Source organism: Ornithinibacillus bavariensis, from assembly GCF_018333235.1.
In the GTDB taxonomy this organism is placed as follows: domain Bacteria; phylum Bacillota; class Bacilli; order Bacillales; family Amphibacillaceae; genus Ornithinibacillus; species Ornithinibacillus bavariensis.
In genome coordinates this window covers 194,555-217,420 of record NZ_BORP01000002.1, presented here as the reverse complement: position 1 = coordinate 217,420, position 22,866 = coordinate 194,555, and the positions used below count along the sequence as shown (strand labels likewise).

Below are 22,866 nucleotides of genomic sequence, written 5' to 3'. Positions count from 1 at the left end.
TTCAATATAATAAAGGGAAGCATTGTCATAATGACAACAGCTTCCCTTATATTATAGTTACTCCACAATAGTAACCTTAACTTCTTTTACACCCCAATTGAGTGCTTCCTGTTCTGTCGGTAAGTGGATATCAATTCGATTTCCTTTTATTGCTCCGCCAATATCACCAGCAATTGCATATCCATACCCTTCTACATAAACCTTTGAGCCCAGGGGAATAACAGTTGGATCAACTGCAATTACCTTTGCATTTCGATCTTTATTTAGATTTATTCCCGTATAAGTAATTCCTGAACACCCTTCACATTCTGCGGTGTATGCCGTAGCTACAACCGTTAATGTCCTACCTTCTGGTTTTTCAACTTTATTAGTCACTGTACTAGAATCTGTCGTTTTAATAGCCTGTGTTGCCGCTACTTCTTCGACCTGTTCCTCTCTAATTTCTAGTTCTTGTCCTACTAGAATAAGGTCAGAATCCAATTCATTCCAAGTTTTTAATTCTTCTACACGGACACCATATTTTTTAGAAATAGCATATAATGTATCTCCTTTTTCTACGAGATGCTTTTCATAGACTTCTAGTTTTTGTTTAGGAAAAATCATATCTGATTGCAGATCATTTATTTCAAGTAAAGATTCTACTGATGTGTCGTGTTCCTGTGCAATTTCCCATAAGGTATCTCCTTTAACAACCTCATATTCTAGAGCAGAAGCACTCATTGTTGGGCTCATGAGCACAATTCCTGTAGCTAACATAGCTACTAAATTCTTCATAGTAGTCCCTCCTTATTTTTCCGGACACAATGCCTACTCTAACATAGGTTACTAGACTGTGCCGTTACAAGACTCTTAAAAGTCTGTTACAAGGATTACCAAAACCACTATGATTTATAACAAGCTTAGTAGATTTGAGTAAAAAGTCGGATATTTGTGCTTCGCTACTAATTCTATTACCTATTATTGACCATGGGTAAGAGAGTAACTTGTGAACAAATTACTGCCTTGCCAAAAAAATAAAGAGGCCACTATGATGTGACCCCTTTATCAATTCATTTATTTTTTCTTCTTTTCTGCTTTAAATGGTTCTTCTTGAGTAACGCCAACTTCGTATAGTGAATTAACATTACGATCAAGTGTGTAGTTTACAACACGCTTGTTAACCGGAACAAGTTCAAGAGCATATAGAGTTGGGAATACAGGAACTTCCTCAGTCATAAGTTGTTGCCACTCTTTGTAAACCTGCTTACGATATTCTACATCAAATGCTTCCATAGAAACACCTTTTGCTAGTAGCTCGCTATTCTTTTCACTTTCATAACGTGGGAAGTTAAACATTTGGTCTGGACCATATAAACCATAAGGGTTAACGTCAGAGCCTACGCCCCAACCTCCACCGTAGACATCTACTGCAGGATCATCTTCACCAGATTGACCTACGCGATCATAGAATGTATTGAATTCATGTAGACGTCCATCAAGCAATTGTACTTTTAGACCAACATTTTCCCATGCTTGGATAAAGTATTTCGCCATTGGTTCAGCAACATCACTACCAGATTGACCAGCATAGTTGATTACTAATTGCTCACCATTTGGATCTTCACGGAATCCATCACCATCAACATCTTTGTAGCCAGCATCATCAAGAATCTTCTTCGCTAACTCAGGGTCATATACTAATCCTGGGTTATCAGCATCATGATATTCTGGATGTGAAGGTGGAATTAAAGTAGTCGCCTTCCAACGAAGACCATTATAGAACTTCTTACCAATAGAGTCTGTATCTACAGCATGTGCCATCGCTTTACGTAGGTTTACGTCAGCCATTTTTGCATTAGGATCCATTTTGACTCTCTTCTTTTCTGCATCCCATGTACCTAATTTAAATCCAATATAAGCATAGTACAAATCAATGTTTGCTAAGAATTCTACGTTAGACATATCAGCATTATCTACGAATTGGTCACCAGGGAATGCGTTAATCATGTCAACGCCACCAGTTTCTAATTCTTGTACAACAGTTTTCGGATTAACTACTTTTAGAACAACTTTGTCTAAAGCAGGCTCTCCACGCCAGTAGTCAGCATTTTTCGAGTAAACAACTGATTCACCAGCAACAATGCTTTCAACTTTGTAAGGTCCCATACCAATAGGATTCTTACGTACTGCATCAGATTCTGCCATTTTCGCTACAGGAATATCTTTGAAAATATGCTTTGGCATTGCATATGGCCAGATACCACCTGTTAATAATGATGGGTTAGATTGCTTATAAGTAACTTTTAGTGTCTTTTCATCAACAATTTCAATACCAGAAATTGTGTCTGCTTTTCCTGCATGGTATTCATCCATACCAACAATATCCGAGAAGTCAGGACCGTAACGAACACCAGTGTACTCTGGATGTCCAATTACCTCAAATGAATAAGCCCAGTCTTCAGCTTTTACAGGCTCACCATCATGCCAATTTACATTGTCACGAATTGTGAATTCAATTGTAACCCCATTTGGATATTCCTCTGTTTCGTATGGTTCTGTTTTAAATGTTGCAGCACCATCTTGTGTGTAAGTAAAGTTAGCATCCATATCAAGTAATGATTCATCAAACCATTTAATTACTTGAGAGTCTGGATCACCGTCATAGAAGTTCCAGTTTAGAGTACCTTCAAAAACAGAGTCAGATACTAAACCGAAATTTAGTGTGCCTCCGATAGGCTCCCCACTATTTGAGGTAGTCATCTCAAAGTCGTCCTGAGAGAATAGAATCTCCCCTTTATCCTTTTCTTTATCCTTTCCAGCATTACCCTCAGTTTTTGTGTCATTACCCTTTGGGTCGCTAGATGAGTCTTTGCTACATGCAGCTAATACTAATAAAACAGAAAGCATTAGAGCAAATAGCAATTTCATTAAGTTTGTCTTTCTCATGCTTATTACCCTCCCTTTTTTAAAAAGAACCTTGGTCCTATCGTCGAATAAATCGACTTATATACTCAACATTCATACCCTTAAGGCATCAATGATGGTAACCTAATCATTTTTCTATCTATAACCAGCCTCACCTCCCTAAAGTGTAATTTTTCTTCTAGAATACTAGGCTAGTTATCCATTGAAATTTCGAATTATACAAAAATTGTATAGATAATTTATCCTCTTCTTTGTCTAGCATCTGTAGCACGTTTTAACGCTTGACCTACGTTATTAATGCACAGCATTAAGATTAGGATTAAGACAGATGCTGGTACCCAGATCCACCACCTATACTCAAGGGTTTGTGGGTTTCTAGCATAGCTTAATAATGTACCTAAGCTTGGTGTATCCTCAGGGAAACCGAACCCTAAGAATGAGAGACCTGACTCCAACCCTATATTTGCAGCTAGATTCAGTGTCATTGTTACGATAATAAGTGAACTACAATTCGGTAAAAGATGTTTAAAGATTATTTTAAAGTTTGAAGTGCCTAATGTCCTCGCCGCTTGTATATAATCTAATTCTTTTTCTTGTAGAGCCTTCGAACGAATTAATCTCGCAATTCCCATCCATAAGAAGGCTGCCATAATTATCGAGAAGGTCAAGACACTATAGGTTGGGACAATAGCTACAAATGCTATTACAATCATCGTGAAAGGTAATATATTAAAGAAATCCAGGATACGCATTAGCATATTATCGATATGTCCGCCAAAGTACCCAGCTACCAATCCAAATACAACACCAATAAATCCTGTCATTAGTGTTACTATTATTGCAATTGATAAGGAGTTTTTCGTACCAATTATTAGCTGTCCAAAAACGTCCCTTCCACCATAATCAGTTCCTAAAATAAAGTCTTCTCCTGGTGACTGATAGATAGCGAATAGATCAACCCTTACAATCTCCTCTTGATCCAGTACTAATGAGACTCCATAAACAAACGCCGCTATACCAATCAAACAAATAAGAGAGATTAATGCTAGTTTATCTCGCATAAGTTCGCGCCATATTATATTAAAACCAGATGGTGTTTTAATCATTTCCTTTGTTTTTACTGCCGCAGTTGCGGAATTTTCTACCATTTATTGTTCACCTCACTATGCCAAAATTATTTAATCCGAATTCTTGGGTCAATGATGCTCAGGATAATATCTGAGAGTAATGCACCGAGTACTGAAGCTACTCCAAATAATAAGGTTGTAGCAGTTACCACACTATAGTCACGTAGGGTAATGGACTCAACTAACAATTGTCCCATACCAGGGTATCCAAAAATGTTTTCCACAAATATGGATCCTCCGATTAATAGTGTAATTTCATACCCAAAAAATGCTGCAATTGGTAATAGTGAGTTTCGCAATATATGATTGTTATAAACTCTTGTTTCTGAAGCTCCTTTTGCCCTTGCTGTAATGATAAAGTCTCTTTGTTTCGTATCAACAATCTCATTACGTAAATATTGAATTGTACTATACGTCTGAATTAATGCCATGGAAAAAGCAGGTAATAACAGATGATACAATTTACTTGCTACGTAATCAAATGTTCCTGGCTCCAGTCCAGGGGCCACACTACCGCTCGTTGGAAACCATTGTAACTGGAATCCAAATACCCAAAGCATAACTAGTGCGAATATAAATAAAGGTGTAGCAAATCCGATATAGGAGTAGCCGGTAATTAAATGATCCCTAAGGGTGTCATTAAATCTTCCACTGGTAATTCCTAATGGTATTGCAATTAAATAGGTTAGGATTAATGTAACCAAAGATAACCAAAATGAGTTCACAATTCGTTGCCCTATTATTTCTGTTACAGGCATTTTAAATCGAAAGGACTGACCAAAGTCACCTTTAACAACTCCGCCAACCCACCTAGCATACTGCTCATGCCAAGGGTCATTCCATCCCATTTCTTCACGTAGCTCTTCAATACGTGCTGGATCAATATTAGGATCAATTTTTCCAGATAGCGCATCACCCGGCATCATTTTTGCAAGTATAAAAATTAGTAAACTAAGTGCGAATAGTTGAGGGATCATTATGAGTATTCGTCTTAAACTAAATTTCCACATAGTATCAACCTTTCTCTGGTAAAGCCACTAGATGCGTTTCAGAAATTGGTTTTAAACCATAGGCTAAACCTTCTTCGTCAAAGTAGTCATTGTAGGCTTGTTCATATTCCGTACTTACCTCTGCTCTAAACCTCTTTAATTCTTCACGTTTATTAGGATCAATATCTGGAATTGCTGCAATTAGACGTTTTGTATAAATATGCTGCGGCTCGTTAAATATTTCGTTAGCCGTACCTTCCTCTACAAATCGTCCTTTATACATAATTCCGATATGGTCACACATATGTCTTATTACACCTAAATCGTGACTGATGAATAAATATGTTAGGTCTAATTCCCTTTGAATTTCTTTCATAAAGTTTAGAACCTGTGCTTGTACGGAAACGTCAAGCGCCGATACCGGTTCATCAGCAATTATAAGCTTTGGCTTTAATGCAACAGCTCTCGCAATGCCGATACGTTGACGTTGACCCCCAGAGAATTCATGTGGGTATTTCAATATACTTTCAGGACTAAGCCCTACTAATTCTAATAATTCTTGAACCTTAAATCTTTCTTCTTTTCTACTTAGCCTTTCAAAGTTTCGTAATGGTTCAGCAACAATATCAAGGACACGTTTTTTCGGATTCAAGGAAGAATAAGGATCTTGGAAAATCATTTGAATATCCTTGCGAATTTCTGCTTTAGCACGATGTATTTTGGTAATTTCCTTATCTTCAAATTCGATCTTTCCATCGGTAATATGGTTTAGACCAATAATAGCTCGACCTGTTGTAGATTTTCCTGAACCAGATTCACCAACAAGTCCATAAGTTTTTCCCTTTTCTAAATTAAACGATACACCATCAACCGCTTTTACATATCCAAGTGTTCTTCCGAAAAATCCTCCCTTAATAGGAAAGTGTACTTTTAAGTCTTCTACTTTAAGAAACCCCATGTTGCTGTTCCTCCTTACTTTCTTCCGGGAAGTTAAAATGCTTATAGCAAGTACAACGTACAAAATGCCCTGGTTGAACCTCATGTAGTTCAGGATTTGTCTCGTGAGCAGAAGCATCTATCCAAGGTATTCTAGCGGCAAATCTACACCCTTCCCGTGGTAGATTTTGCAGCGAAGGTACAATCCCTTGTATAACGTGTAGCTGATCCTGCTCCTCATTTGCATTTGGTACTGAGTTAAATAATGATCTAGTGTATGGATGAAGTGGGTTTTCAAATAATGTGTGGACATCTGCGATTTCAACAACCTGTCCTGCATACATTACCGCTACTCGATCAGCCATCTCTGCTACAACACCTAAATCATGTGTGATTAGTACGATACCTGAGTTCATGTCTTCTTTTAGATCCTTAATTAAGTCGAGAATTTGAGACTGTATTGTAACGTCTAGAGCTGTAGTTGGTTCGTCAGCAATAAGTAAATCTGGCTCATTAGCAATAGCAGTAGCAATGACAACCCGTTGTCTCATTCCACCTGATAATTCATGTGGGAATTGCTCATATACATGCTCTGGACGCGGAATTCCCACTTTTTCTAATAAATTAATAACCTTTTCCTTGCGTGCCGATTTGGTCATATCTTTATTGTGTAGCAGTAATGTTTCTCCAATTTGTTCACCAATTATCATTAGTGGATTAAGAGCAGTTAAAGGATCTTGGAATATCATCCCCATATGCTTTCCACGTAACTTATTAAGCTTAGAAGTGGAAATATTAGCTATGTCCTCATTTTTAAAATAAATATTTCCGTCTATCTTTGCGCGACTATGTAGACCCATAATGGAAAATGCAAGTGCACTCTTACCACAACCTGATTCTCCAACAATAGCAAGAACCTCGTTCTTATTAACCGTTAATGACACATTATCTACTGCGGCATAATAATCATCTCTTATTCGAAAGGATGTCTTCAGATTTTTGATTTCTAGTAACTTTTCTGCCAAATTAATCCCCCTAACTAAATATTGCGAATATTTCCTCTATAGTAAGCTTCCTTTCCTAATAAAAACTTTTAAAACATATTAAAGAGCAGAGTTTTCATGCTGTCGTTTTTTGTCTGTGTCTGCCCTATTATCATCTATTTGTTTTAATTTTCCGTTAATTATTTGTTGAATAAATTATATATCCGTAACAAACTTGTAATATTGAATTGATTTTTTTAAAGTATATATTATTTTCAGATTTTTAACAAGCTTTTTTTAAATTTTTTATTTAAATTGTTTCGATAATTTTGTAATTACACAGGGTTTTCAAGCTTTACTTATATAGGGGACTTCGTGTAGTGGAGAGGAAGAAATTTAGTCATTGAGAGTTGAACAATGGCAATTGGAGCTGTTATTTTCCAACCAAAGCATATAACCTATTTTGTTCGATTTAGGTACAAGAAAAGAAGAGGCCCTCAAGAACCTCTTCCTACTCACATCTATTATTTTTCTACAGCTGGTTTTTCTGCTGTTACACCAATTTGGTAACGGCGAAGATCAGATGCAGGATCAAGTGTAAAGTTTACAACACGATCATTAACTGGAACAATCACAGCACGATAAAGTGTTGGGAACAATGGAATATTGTCAACCATTAATTGTTGCCATTGGTCATAAACTTCTTTACGGTACGCTGGATCCATAGCCTTCATAGAAGCACCGTCTTTAAGTAGCTTTTCATTTTCTTCATTTGTCCAACGTGGATAGTTTGCTGATGAATTACCAGCAAAAATTCCAGAAGGGTTCACGTCAGTACCAGTTCCCCAAGCACCTTGATAAATATCATATGCAGGGTCATCTGCTTCTAGACGATCATAGAATGTATTGAACTCAATTAGTCTGCCATCAACTAGCTGAACATTTAAGCCAACGTTTTTCCAAGATTGGATATAATATTGCGCAAGTGGCTCAGCTGTGTCTCCACCAGACATTGATGCAAAATTAATAACTAATTCTTCACCTTTTGGATTTTCACGTAATCCATCTCCATCAACATCTTTATATCCAGCTTCATCTAAGATTTGCTTAGCTTTTTCTGGATCAAAGGTAGGTGTTTCAATATCTGGATTATGATACTCTGGGAAGAATGGAATAATTAGCGTTGTTGCATTCCAACGAAGACCATTGTAGAATTTCTTTCCTACTGCATCGTTGTCAACCGCATACCACATAGCACGACGTAGGTTTACGTCAGCCATTTTAGCATTCGGATCTACAACAACCTCACCTTTTTTCGCATCCCATTTACCAAGCTTAAAGCCAATATAAGTGTAAGAATTCTCAACTTGTCCTAAGAATTCAACGTTTGACATGTTCGCATTATCAACAAATTGATCTGTTGGGAAGCTGTCTACCATATCAACTCCACCAGTTTTCAATTCTTGAACTACAGTGGAAGGTGAAACGACCTTCACTGTCACTTTTTCTAATGCTGGTTCACCGCGCCAATAGTTTTCATTTTTCACTAATGTTACAGATTCACCAGGAACAATGGATTCAACTTTATAAGGTCCTATACCAATAGGATTCTTACGGACTACATCAGATTCTGCCATTTTAGCAATATCCATATCGCCAAAGATATGTTTTGGTAATGCATAAGGCCATATTCCTCCAGTAATTAGAGAAGGACCACCTTCTTGGAAGGTAATTTGAAGTGTTTTCTCATCCATAACTTTGATACCAGAAATGGAATCAGCTTTACCTTCATGGTATTCTTTCATACCAACAACATTTTCAAAGTCAGAGCCATAGCGAATACCTTTATATGCTTTGTTGCCAATAACTTCATAAGCGAAAGCCCAGTCCTCAGCAGTAACTGGCTCGCCATCTTGCCAGTTTACACCATCTTTAATTTTTAACGTGTAAACTTTACCTGAGTCATCAACTTCCCAAGTAGCAGCACCAGTTTGTGTGTAAGCATAGTTTTCGTCATTGTCGAAAAGTGGCTCATCAAACCATGCAATTACTTCATAGTCAGGAGCAGCTTGATAGAAGTTAAAGTTAAACGTTCCTTCAAACACAGTATCCGATACGACACCATATGTTAGATTTCCATTTTCAATTGGTTTACCGTCGTTTGAAGTTGTCATGCTGAAGTCTTCAATATTGAAGGTTCCATCTTCACTTGCTTTGTTTTCGCTTGCCTTATTATCTGATTTCTTATCAGATTTATTATCATCTCCACCGCCGCAAGCAGCAAGTGCAAGCAATAAAACCAGCATAAGCGATAATAGCCATTTGCTTGTCTTTCTCATCTTTGTTTGCCTCCCTATTGTCTGTATTATCTTTTTTCCTTGGCCATTCTATAGGCGCGGCCAAGCTATGCACTAAACATCTTAGATGCCAGTACTTAACCTCTTCTTTGTCTTGCGTCTGTTGCACGCTTCAATGCTTGTCCCACGTTATTGATTGATAACATTAGAAGTAGGATTAGAATCGAAGCAGGTACCCAAATCCACCATCTAAATTCTAGAGTTTGTGGATTCGTTGCATAGCTTAAAAGTGTTCCTAGACTTGGTGTACTTTCAGGGAAACCGAATCCTAAGAAGGATAGCCCTGATTCAAGTCCGATATTAGCAGCTAGGTTCAGCGTCATCGTTACAATGATTAATGAACTACAGTTAGGTAAAAGCTGTGTAAAAATAATTTTGAAATTTGAGCTACCAAGTGTCTTGGAAGCCTGTATATAGTCTAATTCCTTTTCTTGCAATGCTTTTGAACGAATCAATCTGGCAATACCCATCCATAGAAATCCGGTCATAATAAGTGAAAACGTCGTAACACTATATTTCGGAACAATTGCAACGAATGCAATAACAATCATTGTAAATGGAAGAATGTTAAAGAAGTCTAAAACACGCATCATCATGTTATCGATGTGTCCGCCAAAATAGCCTGAGATTAGACCATATGCTATTCCAATTATTCCAGTCATTAACGTAACAAGTATTGCTATCGACAATGAGTTTCTAGTACCAATAATTAATTGTCCAAAGATATCACGGCCGCCATAATCTGTTCCTAGAATAAATTGATCATTTGGTGGTTGATAAATCGATAACAAATCTACCTTTACAATTTCATCCTGGTCTAATATAAGTGAAATCCCATATACAAACGAAACAATTAGAATTAAAAATATTAATGAAATTAACGCAACTTTATCTCGAACAAGCTCTCTCCAAATTATGCTAAAGCCTGAGGGACTTTTAATTGGAGTTTGTGCTTGTAATGCTCCTGCTTCTGTTTTCTTTCCCAATTTAATCACCTCACTGTTTACCTACTTTTTATTTAATTCGAATTCTTGGATCAACAATACTTAAAATGATATCTGAGATTAATGCACCTACTATAGATGCAACACCGAATAATAATGTAGTTGCCGTTAAGACGCTGTAATCACGTAATGTGATCGATTCTACTAATAATTGTCCCATGCCTGGAAAACCGAAAATATTCTCAATAAAGATAGAACCACCAATTAATCCGGTAATCTCATATCCAAAAAATGCTGCAATCGGTAAAAGTGAGTTTCTTAAGATATGACGGTTATAAACTCTTTTCTCTGAAGCACCTTTTGCTCTTGCTGTAATAATAAAATCTTTTTGCTTTGTATCTACAATTTCATTTCGTAAATATTGAATTGTACTATACGTAGTTATAAGTGCCATAGAAAATGCAGGTAAAATTAAGTGATAAACTTTACTCATGAAGTGTTCAAATGTTCCAGATACCAGCCCCGGAGTCACACTACCACTCGTAGGGAACCATCCTAATTTAAAGCCAAATAACCAAAGCATCACCAGTGCAAAGATAAATAATGGTGTCGCAAATCCAACATAGGTATAACCAGTAACTAGTTGGTCCTTCCAAGTGTCATTGTAACGACCACTTACTATACCTAATGGAATTGCTATCAAATAGGTTAGGATTAGTGTGACTATCGATAACCAAACCGTATTCATAATACGTTGTCCAATTAATTCAGAAACTGGCATTTTAAATCGGAATGAATCTCCGAAGTCACCTTTAACAACACCGCCAACCCATCTTCCATATTGTTCATACCAAGGGTCATTCCAACCCATCTCTTCACGAATCTCGTCAAGTCTTGCCGGGTCAACGTCCGGACCAATTTGTCCAGATAATGCATCACCAGGCATTAATTGTGCAAGAACAAAAATGATGATACTAAGCAATATTAATTGCGGAATCATAATTAATGTACGTCGTACTGAAAATTTCCACATATTATCAACCTTTCTCTGGTAAAGCCACTAGATGAGTATCAGAAACTGGCTGCAATTTATAGGCTAAACCTTCTTCGTCAAAGTAATCATTATAGGACTTTTCATATTCCGCTTTCACTTCTTCACGGAATTTACGTTTTTCCTCACGTTTGTTTGGATCAATATCTGGTATTGCTGCCACAAGGCGCTTTGTATAAATATGTTGTGGGTTGAAAAAGATATCATCTGCTGTCCCTTCTTCCACATAACGACCTTTATACATAATCCCAATTTGATCACACATGTGTTTGATTACTCCTAAGTCGTGACTGATAAATAAGTATGTTAAATCAAGTTCTTTTTGAATATCCTTCATAAAGTTAAGCACTTGTGCTTGTACAGATACGTCCAAGGCTGATACTGGCTCATCTGCAATAATTAGCTTCGGTTTTAATGCAATTGCTCTAGCAATACCAATACGCTGACGTTGTCCACCAGAGAACTCATGTGGGTATTTTAAAATACTCTCTGGACTTAGGCCTACAAGCTCCATTAACTCTTGAACTCTTTTACGTTCTTCTTTTCTAGTAAGATTTTCAAAGTTTCGTAATGGTTCAGAAACGATATCAATAACACGTTTCTTTGGGTTTAAAGATGAATAAGGATCCTGAAAGATCATTTGGATATCTTTGCGCACATCCGATTTCGCACGTTTGATATTCGTAATATCAACACCATCGAATAATACTTGACCAGAAGTAATGTTGTTTAATCCAATAATGGATCTTCCTGTAGTCGTCTTTCCAGAACCAGATTCCCCAACTAAACCATATGTTTTACCCTTGTCTAGTGAGAAAGATACCCCATCAACCGCTTTGATATGGCCTACTGTTCGACTGAAAAGACCGCCTTTAATCGGGAAGTGGATTTTTAAGTCCTTTACCTCAAGATAAGACATGTTGTTCCTCCTTTGAGTCATCAGGGAAACTGAAATGCTTATAGCAAGTACAACGTACAAGATGCCCTGGTGTTACTTCTTTTAGTTCTGGATGAGCTTCATGAGCTGTTTCATCTACCCAAGGTATTCTCGCACTAAAGCGGCAACCTTCTCTTGGAAGATTTTGCAGCGAAGGAACAATACCTTGAATAACATGAAGCTTGTCCTGTTCTTCATTTGCATTAGGTACTGAATTTAATAACGATCTAGTATAAGGATGTAGCGGATTTTCAAATAATGTTTTCACATCTGCAAGTTCAACAATTTGCCCTGCATACATAACAGCTACTCTATCTGCCATTTCTGCAACAACGCCCAGATCGTGGGTAATAAGGATAATACCTGAATTCATTTCGTTTTTTAACTTGTTAATTAGTTCTAAAATCTGTGATTGAATCGTAACATCAAGAGCAGTTGTCGGTTCATCAGCAATTAGAAGCTCGGGCTCATTCGCAATCGCCATAGCAATAACCACACGCTGACGCATACCACCAGAAAGTTCGTGCGGAAATTGATTTATAACATATTCCGGACGCGGAATTCCTACTTTATTCAAAAGGTCTAACACCTTTTCTCGAATTTTGTTCTTAGATAGATTTTTATTATGAAGAATTAATGTTTCTCCAATTTGATCGCCAATTTCCATTAATGGATTTAGTGAAGTAAGCGGGTCTTGGAAAATCATTCCTAGATCCTTGCCGCGAACTTTATTTATTTCAGCTGGAGACATTTTTGCAATATTCTTGTCCTTATATAGAATATCTCCGTCAATTTTTGCACGTGTATGAAGACCCATAATAGAAAATGCTAAAGCACTCTTTCCACAACCTGATTCTCCTACAATAGCAAGTACCTCATTTTTGTTAACCGTTAATGATAAATTATCCACTGCTGCATAATAATCATCTTTAATGCGAAATGAAGTAGTTAAATTTTTAATTTCTAAAAGCTTCTCAGCCACAACTTCCATCCCCCTATAAATTATTTAGATCCAAGACTTACTTTAGTCTTTTTAGGGTACACTTTTCGTGGTGTATTTATGAGACTATATAATCTTATTATTGTTTAAATTATTCTGATAATTTAGTGTTATATAAATAAGATGATGGAACTTATTATACTACTATTATTTTTATATTGCATCATTTTTTTATAAAAAATTGTTTAAATTTATCGGAAATATCTATTTGTATTTATTTCTTATTTCTCAGTATACAGGCGCTATAAGGATTGTTAGTGCTTACATTAAATGATTATAGCCATTTCAAATTTCCGTCTCTTTAATTATCAGAATGTTCGTGTCGCTAAATATCAGTTTTTTAAAATTATTTAAATGATTTGTTCGTTTTGAAAAACATTTTCTATTCCTAACTATCTATAAAATTATTAACCAATGTTGCTAACTTTGATGAAAACAAAAAAAGTGGCTTCTTTTAAACAAGAAACCACTTTCTTCATATACTACTATAATTATTTTTTAGTTTTTGCCATAAAGATGGCATGCCACCCAATGCTCTGGTTCATGCTCTATAAATTTAGGTTCAATCTTTGAACAAATTTCCATAGCCATAGGGCATCTCGTACGGAAACGACATCCGCTTGGTGGATTAATCGGACTAGGTACGTCCCCTTCTACAATAATTCTTTCTCTTGTACGCTCAATTTGCGGATTGGCTATAGGTATTGCACTTAATAATGCTTGTGTATATGGATGAAGAGGTGTTTCGTACAATTCATTACTAGGTGCCACTTCAACTAGGTTCCCTAAATACATTACGCCTACACGATCACTTATGTGCTTCACCATAGATAAATCATGCGCGATAAATAGATAAGTTAGGCCTCTTTCCTTCTGTAGCTTTTTCATTAAATTAACAACCTGTGCTTGAATCGAAACATCAAGTGCAGAAATAGGCTCATCTGCAACAATGAAATCCGGATCTACCGCTAAAGCTCTTGCTATACCTATACGCTGACGTTGACCACCACTAAACTCATGCGGATAGCGATTACCATGTTCAGCGTTTAATCCAACTGTTTCTAATAATTCATTTACTCGCTTTGTTCGCTCTTCCTTTGTCTTTGCTAAACCGTGTATATCAATACCCTCAGCTATGATATCCTTTACAGTCATTCTAGGATTTAGTGATGCATACGGATCTTGAAAAATCATCTGCATACTTCGAGTTAAATTCTTTAATTCTCTTTTTGACTTTTTCTCATGTACACTTGCACCCTTGAACCGAACCTCACCCGCAGATGCCTGATAGAGCCCCATTATTGTTCTTCCAGCAGTTGACTTACCACAGCCAGATTCCCCGACGAGCCCAAAGGTTTCACCCTTATATATATCGAAGGTCAAGCCGTCGACAGCCTTTAAAATATTTTTGCGATCTACTTTAAAATGTCTTTTTAAATCCTTTATCTCAACTAGCGTTTCCTTTGTCTTAGCCATTTACCTTCGAACCTCCTACATTTGCAAATTCTGGTGGTTCTACTTTTGGAGCACGTTCATCCAATAACCAACATGCGGTTTTTTGAGTGCTTGAAAGCTCATAGTATTCAGGCATATGTGATCCACACGCCTTCATTGCATATGGACAACGAGCTGCAAAAGGACAACCCTTTGGTGGATCTGCTAAATCTGGCGGTGATCCAGGAATTGCCTTCAACTCCTCATCATGATTGTCTAATCTTGGCATAGACCCGAGTAGTCCCCAGGTATATGGATGTCTAGGATTATAAAAAATTTCATCAACTGTACCAGTCTCTACAATTTTCCCACCGTACATAACTGCTACACGATGTGCTGCATTGGCAACAACCCCTAGGTCATGAGTAATGAGAATAATAGCAGTTCCAGTTTCCTTTTGCAATTCTTTCATTAAGTCTAGGATTTGCGCTTGAATGGTTACATCAAGTGCTGTAGTCGGTTCATCCGCAATAAGTATTTTCGGATTACATGCTAGAGCAATCGCAATCATTGCACGCTGTCGCATTCCCCCAGAAAACTCATGGGGATACTGATTGATTCGTTTTTCTGGAGTTGGAATTCCTACTAATTTAAGTAGTTCTACACCACGGTTATATGCTTCCTTTTTAGCCATGCTATGATGTTTAATAAGTCCCTCAGCAATCTGCTTTCCAATTGTCATTGTAGGGTTTAGTGAAGTCATTGGATCTTGAAAAATCATGCCAATTTCTTTACCGCGAATACTTTCCATTTGTTTTTCGGACTTCTGTGTAATGTCTTCTCCATTGAATAGAATGGATCCACCCACAAATTTACCTGGTGGCATTGGAATTAAGCGCATAAGCGATTGTGCGGTTACACTTTTTCCCGAGCCCGATTCCCCCACGATAGCTAATGTCTCTTCTTCATGTAAATCAAACGATACATCACGAACCGCCTTTACCTCAGCTTTATAGGTATCGAATGATACGGAAAGGTTTTTAACGCTTAGTATTTTCTTCATTACGTATCTCCCCCTATTTTCGCCCTTTCGGATCAAGTGCATCACGCATACCATCACCAATTACATTAAATGCCAGCATCGTTAAGCAAATAAAGAATGCTGGGAAAAATAACTGGTATGGATAATATTGAAATGCTCCTATTGCATCACTAGTCATAACTCCCCAGCTTGCATGTGGCATTGGAACACCTAACCCTAAAAAGCTTAAAAATGCTTCAGTAAAAATGGCATTAGGTACTGTTAAAGTTAACGTAACAAGAATTGGCCCTAGGGTATTTGGAATAAGATGCTTGAATAGTAATCTGGAATTACTTGCGCCTAGAGAACGGGAGGCTAGTACATACTCTTCCGAACGGAGCTGCATCACCTGACCGCGGACAATTCTCGCCATATTGATCCATCCCGTTATGACCATTGCGATTATCATTGTCCAAATTCCTTGTCCCATTAAAACCATTAACAAAATTACTACAAGTAAATATGGTAATCCATACAATATGTCCGCTATTCGCATCAGGTACTCATCCACTTTTCCACCAAAATATCCAGCAACGGCACCCCAGATCACACCAATTATTAAATCTAGAAACGCCGCCATTAAACCGATAAATAAGGAGATTTTTGCTCCTTCCCAGGTTCTAGCAAAGATATCTCTTCCTAGTGTATCTGTTCCAAACCAGTGATCCTTTGACATTGTCTGGTTTGTTGCCATTAAATCATTATCTTTAAAGTTATGACCTGACATTTTTGCGCCATTAAAAGCCATAATTCCAAGTAACAATATGACAAAAATTCCTGCTAGGGCTAATTTATTTTTACGGAATCTTCTCCATGCATCCTTCCAATAAGATGTACTTTTGCCAGAAATTTTTTCTAGCTCTGCCTTGTTCGTCAGTAGTGGTTCGAAATCTGTACTGGTAAGTTGTGGATGTGCCATTACTTTTCACCACCCTTTGCTGTAAGTTTAATTCTCGGGTCAATTAATCCATAAATTAAATCTACGATTAATACAGAAAAGAGTAATAAGATACCAAAGAATACGGTCGTCCCCATAATTACGGTATAGTCTCTGTTTGTAATACTAGTTACAAATTCACTTCCTAGACCAGGAATACCAAAAATTGTCTCGATGATAAAGCTACCCGTTAGAATACTTGCTATTAATGGACCCATGTACGAGATAACCGGTAACATAGCATTTCTGAGTCCATGTTTATAGGTGACAACGCGTTGACTCATACCCTTTGATTTTGCAGTTTTAATATAATCTGAGTTTAAAACATCTAGCATACTAGACCTCATTAAGCGAGCTATAAATGCTAAAGGAGTTGTAGCTAGTGCCACGGCTGGTAAAATAGTATCTGCGAAGGACTCCATCCTTGCAACTGAAAACATTTCTAGCTTTATTGCAAAAACGTATTGTAGGATAGATGCCATGATAAAGCTGGGGACAGAAATACCTAAAACCGCTATTACCATTGCTATATAGTCACTAAACTTATTGTGTCTTATTGCCGCAATCACACCCAGCAGGACACCAATCCCAAGTGCAATAAACATTGCCTCCAGTCCTAAAACTAATGAATAAGGAAAACTTCTAAATATAATATCTGTCACTTCTTGTCCAACAAATTTAAAGGAAGGGCCAAAGTCAAATGTAAATGCATTAACAACATACTCAATGTATTGTTTATGAATTGGATCATTTAATCCATAGGCTTCATTCATTTGCTGTTCTAAAGCGGGTGGAATTCTTCTTTCCGATGCAAAGGGACTTCCTGGCGCTAATCGCATTAGTACGAAGGTTGCAGTTATAATTAAATACAAAGAAAGCAGAATATAACCGATTCTCTTCAAAATATACTTTCCCACAATAACACCTCCAAGTAACGTGAACCTAAAAAAGAGGTGAAACGATCCACCCCTTGACCATTCCCTTTTCCATTTCAAGAAAAGAGAATAATAACCTTGTGTTTATGCAAAAATACAGTTCTTTTGCATTTCTAAAAAGGAGTAATTGTTTCTTTTTGCATGTATACATATATTCAGTATAATTCTCTAAATTTCTTGAAAAGCCTTGTCCTTACAAGTTACAAAAGGGTTGTTATGCTATTAATGGAAGTAACCAAGATAGAGAACAGTATATCTGTTTCCTATCTTGGTTTAACTTCAGCATTTTTATATCAAGCTACTATTTTTCGATATATCCCCACTTGTACTGTGCATCTCCAAGTCCGGATACTTCTATACCCTTGACATAGTCTTTTGCAGTCCATACATTTGTATAGAAGTAAATTGGTGCGATTGGCAGAGCTTCCATGAAAATTGCTTCTGCTTCTCTTAGAATAGCTTTACGAGCAGCAGGATCTGTTTCTGTTCTGGATTTCGCTAAAAGCTCCTTGTATTCAGCATCCTCCCAGTTTGTATAGTTGTTTCCACCAACAGACTGGAATATTTCTAAGAAGTTGATTGCATCGTTAAAGTCTGCTAACCATCCCATACGTCCAACCTGGAAGTTACCAGATCCCATTGTGTCGAGATATACGTTCCACTCTTCGTTATTCAGTTCAACTTCAACACCTAGGCCCTTACTCCACATATCTTGTATCGCTTGAGCAATAACAGCATGTGCTTCATCAGTGTTGTATGAAAGCTTAATTTTTGGTAACTTATCTAAGTTTAGCTCTTCTAAGCCTTTTTCTAAGTATTCCTTCGCCTTTTCTACATCATTGTCAGCGAAATATCCTTCCTTGCTTTCTTCCCAAATCGAAGGTGGTACTAACGCCATTGCTGGTATTTGCTCTGACTTTGTGATGTTTTCTACAATACCTTGACGGTTAATTGCAAGAGCAAATGCTTTACGAATATTTGGATTGTCGAAAGGTGCTTCTTCCGTGTTAAATGCATAGTAATACACACCTGCAAGAGGAGTGATGTTTAATTTACCCTCTTCTTTCAACTTTGGTCTAGCTGCAAGTGGTACTGAATCAGTTGGAGATCCAACCCAGTCCAAGTCACCAGCATTAAACATTTCTAGAGCAGTATTTTCATCTTCAATCATATACATATTAATTGTTTCAAGTTTCACAGTGTCAGCATCCCAATATGTTGGGTTCTTCTTAAGTACAATTTTATCTTTGTGAGACCAGGATTCTAACAAGAATGGACCGTTTGATACATAAGCATCACTTGCTTCAAGAGCCCATTTATCGTTCCCATCAACTACATTTTTATTAACAGGGAAATAAGTATAAAATGCTGTTAGATCAAGGAAATATGGAGTTGGTTGTTCTAGTGTAACTTCCAAAGTCTTGTCATCTTTCGCTTTAACCCCTACTTCATCTAATGATCCGCCTTCTTCTTTCGCTTTTTGAGCACCTTTAATTACATATAATTGATAAGCGTAATCTGTATCTGCATTAGCTGGGTCTAATACCCATTTCCAAGCATATTCAAAATCATGAGCTGTTACTGGGTCACCGTTAGACCACTTTGCATCATCACGAATCGTAAATGTATACGTTAATAAATCATCAGAAACTTCTGGTTCTGCCACTGCCATTGCAGGCTCAGGCACACCTTCCTGATTAATACGCATTAACCCTTCAAATACTTGGTAAAGAACTGCACCAGAAGTAGTATCTGTTGCAAGACCAGGATGCAATGAAGGTGGTTCACTCTTTATATTGACATTTAGAACTTGTTCCGCACCTTCTGAAGCGCTTCCTTCATTCTCACCAGAATTTTCACTTTGCTCATTATTATTCTTCTTTTCACCACCAGTTTTGTCTCCGCCACAAGCAGCTAAGACTAAACCTAGACCAAGAATAAGAGCAAATAGTAATGACCACTTTTTCCAATTCATGTGTTTAGACCCTCCTATTAATTAAATGTTCTAACAATTCAGTCCAAAACTTGAACTTGGTTTTTATTATACAACCTATTATAAAATATTTCATCTGTTTTTTTAAAATATTTATTTAATTAATATTATTTCATTTATTCATATATGACTAAATAATCATGATAGGTGGAATTATTAGTTATTTATTCCCAGGACCTTTTACCGAAAAAAAGGCTATTTCCAAAATATACCCTTTAATCGGCTGCATTTTAGAAATAGACCTTCTAGTAATAAGATAAAACATTAGTATATAACTGTATTTACCCAAATATATTAGCAAAAAATTTACTTATAGCATCGAATAGTTGTTTAAAAAAGTTTCCAATATTATCCCAAAATCCTTCATCTGCAATTAAGTCTTCAATTTTATTTTGGACTTTAGAGGCAATATCATTTAATTGACTTTTCACTTGATCAAAATTAATATTCAAATCTCTCATTTTTTCAAACAAATCTATCAACATTTGACGATCCTTTTCACTTAAAGAGATTTCTAGTTTATCTAATTGTTCTTTTACAATTCTTTCTATATCATCTACAGTTGCAGGATTTTGTTCAGCAATTGCTTGTTTAATCTGCGTAATTAATTCACTTACTTGTTCCTTGCTAAGGCCAGCGCTAGAAACTAAATCCGTTGCTACATTAAGCTCTTCATTAGCAAGCGCCATCCGTTCCTTATCAAGCTGTGCACCTTCTTCATCATATGCTTTATATATTCCAGTTAGGGCCGAATGACCTGATACCTTTACCGGTGAAGCTACAACTACGCTAGCATTCTCAACCCCTGCTGTAAGCAGAGCATTGGCATACATTTCACTCGTAACTTCAGTGATATTCTCAGGGGTAATAATCGATACATTTAGTCCTTTCCCTTCTTCCTCTATCGTTATCTTAGCAGAAGAGAACATCCTTGATTTGGAATTTCCCCCTATATATTTTGCCAAATCTTCCCCTGTTACTGTATATTCATCCACCATATTTGAATCTGTAACTTCTAATAGTTTTTTCGTCTGAGTTTTCTGATCGTCTGTTAGATTTCCTCCATAAACAACAATCGGTACCCCTAGCTTTTCATTAATGCCTTCATCAGCACTTACTGGCACCACGAACACTGTTAGCAAACTTATTATTAAAGTAAACAGAGCTGTTAGCTTTATATATTGTTTCATCATCGTTAGCTCCTTTTCCTTCCATTTTATTTACTCACTTGCTTGTCTATTAAAATATTAACTTATTATCTTGATTATACCCAATATCAAAAAAATAACACTCCTAAACTATAAGTATAATACTTTAAATTTATTTCGGTTTTCGTTATATTTAGGTTACGAAATAATTTTACAGAAGGAAGGACATACAAATTAATACTGAAGTAGACGTCAAACGGAATTTAGTCATCATGTGGTTTGCAAACTTTTTTATCTCCGGAAGCACCACAATGGTTATCCCATTTTTATCCTTATATATTGCTTCCCTTGGAAACTTTTCAAATGTTTATATTCAAAATTGGGCAGGGTGGGTATTTTTAGTAACTTTTATCGCTGCATTTTTCTTTTCCCCAGTATGGGGAAGGGTTGGAGATAAATACGGAAGGAAAAAACTATTAATTTTCTTTGCTAGTGGAATTGGTCTTTCTGTATTTTTAATGGGGTTTGCTACCAGTGTTTGGCAATTATTTATTCTACGGTTATTAATGGGGATTTTCACGGGATTTATACCTATGTCTCAAGCACTTATTGCAACACAAACTCCTAGGAAAAGTGCTGGGAGGGTACTAGGAACATTGCAGACCGGTAGTATAACTGGTTCGTTAATGGGACCTCTATTGGGTGGTGCATTAGCGGATATGTTAGGTTTTTCAACTACGTTTAAATGGACTGCGATTACGATTATTCTTTCTGCACTTATTGTAGCCTTCGGTGTAAAGGAACATCGTTTAGAAACAGCAGAAGGGAATGATCATCGATCCTATTCACGGAAGGAAGTATTACTCCATATTATTAGGCACCCAGTTTTACTAGTGGTCATGATTATTTCGACTCTTGTACAGATTGCACACTTTAGTGTTCAACCCATACTTTCCTTGTATGTAGAGGAGATCCATGGTCCAGCTAGTATTGCATTTTTCTCTGGAATCGCGTTCTCAGCAGCTGGTGCTGGTAATTTACTCATGTCTCGCAGATGGGGAAAGTTAGGTGATCAACGAGGATATATTAAAATATTGATCGGGTTATTATTTATGGCAGGTATTGTCTACCTACCAGGTGCATTTGTCACCTCTATTTGGCAGCTAGTTATCGTGCGGTTTTTATTAGGTGTATCGATCGGAGGAATTATCCCCCTACGAATTGCCTATATTCGTCAAGAAGCACCTCTTTCCATGCAAGGAGAGGTGCTAGGCTATAATACAAGCCTACGTTTCCTAGGTAACATTATTGGTCCAGCACTTGGCGGGTTAATTGCAGGATTTTATGGTATATCTACCGTATTTTTTGTAACGAGTGCCATACTAATTCTGAGTGGTATATTTTTATTAGCTGCTTGGTATAAGCATGAGTATACAGACCAAAAACGTTCACTTTCTACCCGTTATTGATTATAGTTTATGTATAAAGCATGAAAATTGATAAAATCTAATGATAATGATATGATTCAGTCCTATTCCTATTTAATTCTGAAAGAAAGTGATGCCATATGGGTATTGTCGTAGTCGAAGTATGTGATGGAAATGCGATCACAACATTAAATATAGAAGAAATACTGGAAAAAGAGTTTCCCGAGGTTGCAGTACTTACTAGTGACTGTTTATCCTTTTGTGGATTATGCCGAGTAAAGCCATATGCTATCGTAAATAACAGACGTATTTTCGGAAAGACTCCGGAAGAGTGTTTAGATAAAATTCGCACAGCAATCAAAGAAGAACTAGCCATTTATCAATAGGCTAGTTCTTTTTTTGATTTTTTTTAGTGATCATTTGTTGCAACTCGTTCCTGTGGTGTGAGAGCACTTTATTGTCTTAATCTAGGTGATAAAATTGTATTGGCTACTTTATTTTATAGCTGGGCTGATTTTCGGGTGGCAATACGCGCTTTGGTTACCGTTTCTCTTGGCTGTGCTGATTTTTGGGTGGCAATACTTACTTTGGTTACCGATTTCTATGGCTGAGCCAGTTTTTGGGAAGCAATATGCGCTTTGGTTACCATTTTTCTTGGATGTGATTTTCGGTAGGTAATCCTC

20 protein-coding genes are annotated in these 22,866 nt (G+C 36.9%); 3 read left to right on the top strand and 17 right to left on the bottom strand.

Going from position 1 to position 22,866, the window contains the following annotated elements; genetic code table 11:
* Positions 1 to 57: 57 nt before the first annotated feature.
* From KI338_RS06890 to KI338_RS06810, 17 genes are all read right to left on the bottom strand, one after another.
* Entirely contained in the window at positions 58 to 774 is a 717-nt protein-coding gene (locus KI338_RS06890) for a LysM peptidoglycan-binding and 3D domain-containing protein (RefSeq protein WP_212920272.1), read from the bottom strand.
* Positions 775 to 1,053: 279 nt separating this feature from the next.
* Positions 1,054 to 2,925, bottom strand: a complete 1,872-nt coding sequence (gene opp4A / locus KI338_RS06885) for an oligopeptide ABC transporter substrate-binding protein (protein ID WP_212920271.1) — start codon at positions 2,923 to 2,925, stop codon at positions 1,054 to 1,056.
* Positions 2,926 to 3,143: 218 nt separating this feature from the next.
* Positions 3,144 to 4,052, bottom strand: a complete 909-nt coding sequence (locus KI338_RS06880) for an ABC transporter permease (protein ID WP_212920270.1) — start codon at positions 4,050 to 4,052, stop codon at positions 3,144 to 3,146.
* Between the two features lie 26 nt (positions 4,053 to 4,078).
* Positions 4,079 to 5,041: an oligopeptide ABC transporter permease gene (gene opp4B / locus KI338_RS06875; RefSeq protein WP_212920269.1), complete on the bottom strand. Its 963-nt coding sequence runs from the start codon at positions 5,039 to 5,041 to the stop codon at positions 4,079 to 4,081.
* Positions 5,042 to 5,045: 4 nt separating this feature from the next.
* On the bottom strand, positions 5,046 to 5,978 hold the full coding sequence (locus tag KI338_RS06870) for an ABC transporter ATP-binding protein (RefSeq protein WP_212920268.1): 933 nt from the start codon (positions 5,976 to 5,978) through the stop codon (positions 5,046 to 5,048).
* Positions 5,965 to 6,981 carry an ABC transporter ATP-binding protein gene (locus tag KI338_RS06865; protein WP_212920267.1) on the bottom strand — a complete coding sequence of 339 codons (1,017 nt, stop codon included), beginning with the start codon at positions 6,979 to 6,981 and terminating at the stop codon, positions 5,965 to 5,967. Before KI338_RS06865 ends, KI338_RS06870 begins: the two co-directional genes overlap by 14 nt.
* A gap of 482 nt (positions 6,982 to 7,463) precedes the next feature.
* Positions 7,464 to 9,278, bottom strand: coding sequence for an oligopeptide ABC transporter substrate-binding protein (gene opp4A / locus KI338_RS06860; protein ID WP_212920266.1), 1,815 nt, complete (start codon positions 9,276 to 9,278; stop codon positions 7,464 to 7,466).
* 95 nt (positions 9,279 to 9,373) lie between these two features.
* Positions 9,374 to 10,282: an ABC transporter permease gene (locus tag KI338_RS06855; protein ID WP_212920265.1), complete on the bottom strand. Its 909-nt coding sequence runs from the start codon at positions 10,280 to 10,282 to the stop codon at positions 9,374 to 9,376.
* Between the two features lie 28 nt (positions 10,283 to 10,310).
* Positions 10,311 to 11,273 (bottom strand): oligopeptide ABC transporter permease, encoded by a 963-nt coding sequence (gene opp4B / locus KI338_RS06850; protein ID WP_212920264.1) that lies wholly within the window; start codon positions 11,271 to 11,273, stop codon positions 10,311 to 10,313.
* Positions 11,274 to 11,277: 4 nt separating this feature from the next.
* Positions 11,278 to 12,210, bottom strand: a complete 933-nt coding sequence (locus KI338_RS06845) for an ABC transporter ATP-binding protein (RefSeq protein WP_212920263.1) — start codon at positions 12,208 to 12,210, stop codon at positions 11,278 to 11,280.
* A complete protein-coding gene (locus KI338_RS06840; RefSeq protein ID WP_280530734.1) occupies positions 12,197 to 13,210 on the bottom strand; it encodes an ABC transporter ATP-binding protein in 1,014 nt (337 codons plus the stop codon). Before KI338_RS06840 ends, KI338_RS06845 begins: the two co-directional genes overlap by 14 nt.
* A gap of 516 nt (positions 13,211 to 13,726) precedes the next feature.
* The gene (locus tag KI338_RS06835) at positions 13,727 to 14,704 is read right to left on the bottom strand and encodes an ABC transporter ATP-binding protein (protein WP_212920261.1); all 978 of its coding nucleotides are present in this window, start codon (positions 14,702 to 14,704) and stop codon (positions 13,727 to 13,729) included.
* On the bottom strand, positions 14,697 to 15,725 hold the full coding sequence (locus KI338_RS06830) for an ABC transporter ATP-binding protein (protein WP_212920260.1): 1,029 nt from the start codon (positions 15,723 to 15,725) through the stop codon (positions 14,697 to 14,699). The genes KI338_RS06835 and KI338_RS06830 overlap by 8 nt, the downstream gene beginning before the upstream one ends.
* 13 nt (positions 15,726 to 15,738) lie before the next feature.
* Entirely contained in the window at positions 15,739 to 16,662 is a 924-nt protein-coding gene (locus KI338_RS06825) for an ABC transporter permease (protein WP_212920259.1), read from the bottom strand.
* Complete coding sequence (locus KI338_RS06820) at positions 16,662 to 17,597, bottom strand: ABC transporter permease (RefSeq protein ID WP_212920258.1); 936 nt, start codon at positions 17,595 to 17,597, stop codon at positions 16,662 to 16,664. The genes KI338_RS06825 and KI338_RS06820 overlap by 1 nt, the downstream gene beginning before the upstream one ends.
* Positions 17,598 to 17,916: 319 nt before the next feature.
* Positions 17,917 to 19,590 carry a peptide ABC transporter substrate-binding protein gene (locus KI338_RS06815; RefSeq protein ID WP_212920257.1) on the bottom strand — a complete coding sequence of 558 codons (1,674 nt, stop codon included), beginning with the start codon at positions 19,588 to 19,590 and terminating at the stop codon, positions 17,917 to 17,919.
* Between the two features lie 299 nt (positions 19,591 to 19,889).
* Complete coding sequence (locus tag KI338_RS06810) at positions 19,890 to 20,798, bottom strand: DUF1002 domain-containing protein (protein ID WP_212920591.1); 909 nt, start codon at positions 20,796 to 20,798, stop codon at positions 19,890 to 19,892.
* A 230-nt stretch (positions 20,799 to 21,028) separates the two neighbouring features.
* On the opposite strand from KI338_RS06810, the gene KI338_RS06805 reads away from it, so the two are divergent.
* From KI338_RS06805 to KI338_RS06795, 3 genes are all read left to right on the top strand, one after another.
* The gene (locus KI338_RS06805) at positions 21,029 to 22,225 is read left to right on the top strand and encodes an MFS transporter (protein WP_212920256.1); all 1,197 of its coding nucleotides are present in this window, start codon (positions 21,029 to 21,031) and stop codon (positions 22,223 to 22,225) included.
* Positions 22,226 to 22,323: 98 nt separating this feature from the next.
* The gene (locus KI338_RS06800; protein ID WP_212920255.1) at positions 22,324 to 22,569 is read left to right on the top strand and encodes a YuzB family protein; all 246 of its coding nucleotides are present in this window, start codon (positions 22,324 to 22,326) and stop codon (positions 22,567 to 22,569) included.
* Positions 22,570 to 22,663: 94 nt separating this feature from the next.
* Entirely contained in the window at positions 22,664 to 22,861 is a 198-nt protein-coding gene (locus KI338_RS06795; RefSeq protein WP_212920254.1) for a hypothetical protein, read from the top strand.
* Positions 22,862 to 22,866 lie beyond the last annotated feature (5 nt).

Excerpts from the sequence above, each read along its gene's own strand:
- opp4B (WP_212920264.1), bottom strand. The coding sequence starts at position 11,273 with ATGTGGAAATTTTCAGTACGACGTACATTAATTATGATTCCGCAATTA.
- KI338_RS06825 (WP_212920259.1), bottom strand. The coding sequence starts at position 16,662 with ATGGCACATCCACAACTTACCAGTACAGATTTCGAACCACTACTGACG.
- opp4A (WP_212920266.1), bottom strand. The coding sequence starts at position 9,278 with ATGAGAAAGACAAGCAAATGGCTATTATCGCTTATGCTGGTTTTATTG.
- KI338_RS06800 (WP_212920255.1), top strand. The coding sequence starts at position 22,324 with ATGGGTATTGTCGTAGTCGAAGTATGTGATGGAAATGCGATCACAACA.
- KI338_RS06815 (WP_212920257.1), bottom strand. The coding sequence starts at position 19,590 with ATGAATTGGAAAAAGTGGTCATTACTATTTGCTCTTATTCTTGGTCTA.
- opp4A (WP_212920271.1), bottom strand. The coding sequence starts at position 2,925 with ATGAGAAAGACAAACTTAATGAAATTGCTATTTGCTCTAATGCTTTCT.
- KI338_RS06830 (WP_212920260.1), bottom strand. The coding sequence starts at position 15,725 with ATGAAGAAAATACTAAGCGTTAAAAACCTTTCCGTATCATTCGATACC.
- KI338_RS06880 (WP_212920270.1), bottom strand. The coding sequence starts at position 4,052 with ATGGTAGAAAATTCCGCAACTGCGGCAGTAAAAACAAAGGAAATGATT.
- KI338_RS06890 (WP_212920272.1), bottom strand. The coding sequence starts at position 774 with ATGAAGAATTTAGTAGCTATGTTAGCTACAGGAATTGTGCTCATGAGC.
- KI338_RS06805 (WP_212920256.1), top strand. The coding sequence starts at position 21,029 with ATGTGGTTTGCAAACTTTTTTATCTCCGGAAGCACCACAATGGTTATC.
- KI338_RS06870 (WP_212920268.1), bottom strand. The coding sequence starts at position 5,978 with ATGGGGTTTCTTAAAGTAGAAGACTTAAAAGTACACTTTCCTATTAAG.
- KI338_RS06845 (WP_212920263.1), bottom strand. The coding sequence starts at position 12,210 with ATGTCTTATCTTGAGGTAAAGGACTTAAAAATCCACTTCCCGATTAAA.
- KI338_RS06835 (WP_212920261.1), bottom strand. The coding sequence starts at position 14,704 with ATGGCTAAGACAAAGGAAACGCTAGTTGAGATAAAGGATTTAAAAAGA.
- opp4B (WP_212920269.1), bottom strand. The coding sequence starts at position 5,041 with ATGTGGAAATTTAGTTTAAGACGAATACTCATAATGATCCCTCAACTA.
- KI338_RS06810 (WP_212920591.1), bottom strand. The coding sequence starts at position 20,798 with ATGAAACAATATATAAAGCTAACAGCTCTGTTTACTTTAATAATAAGT.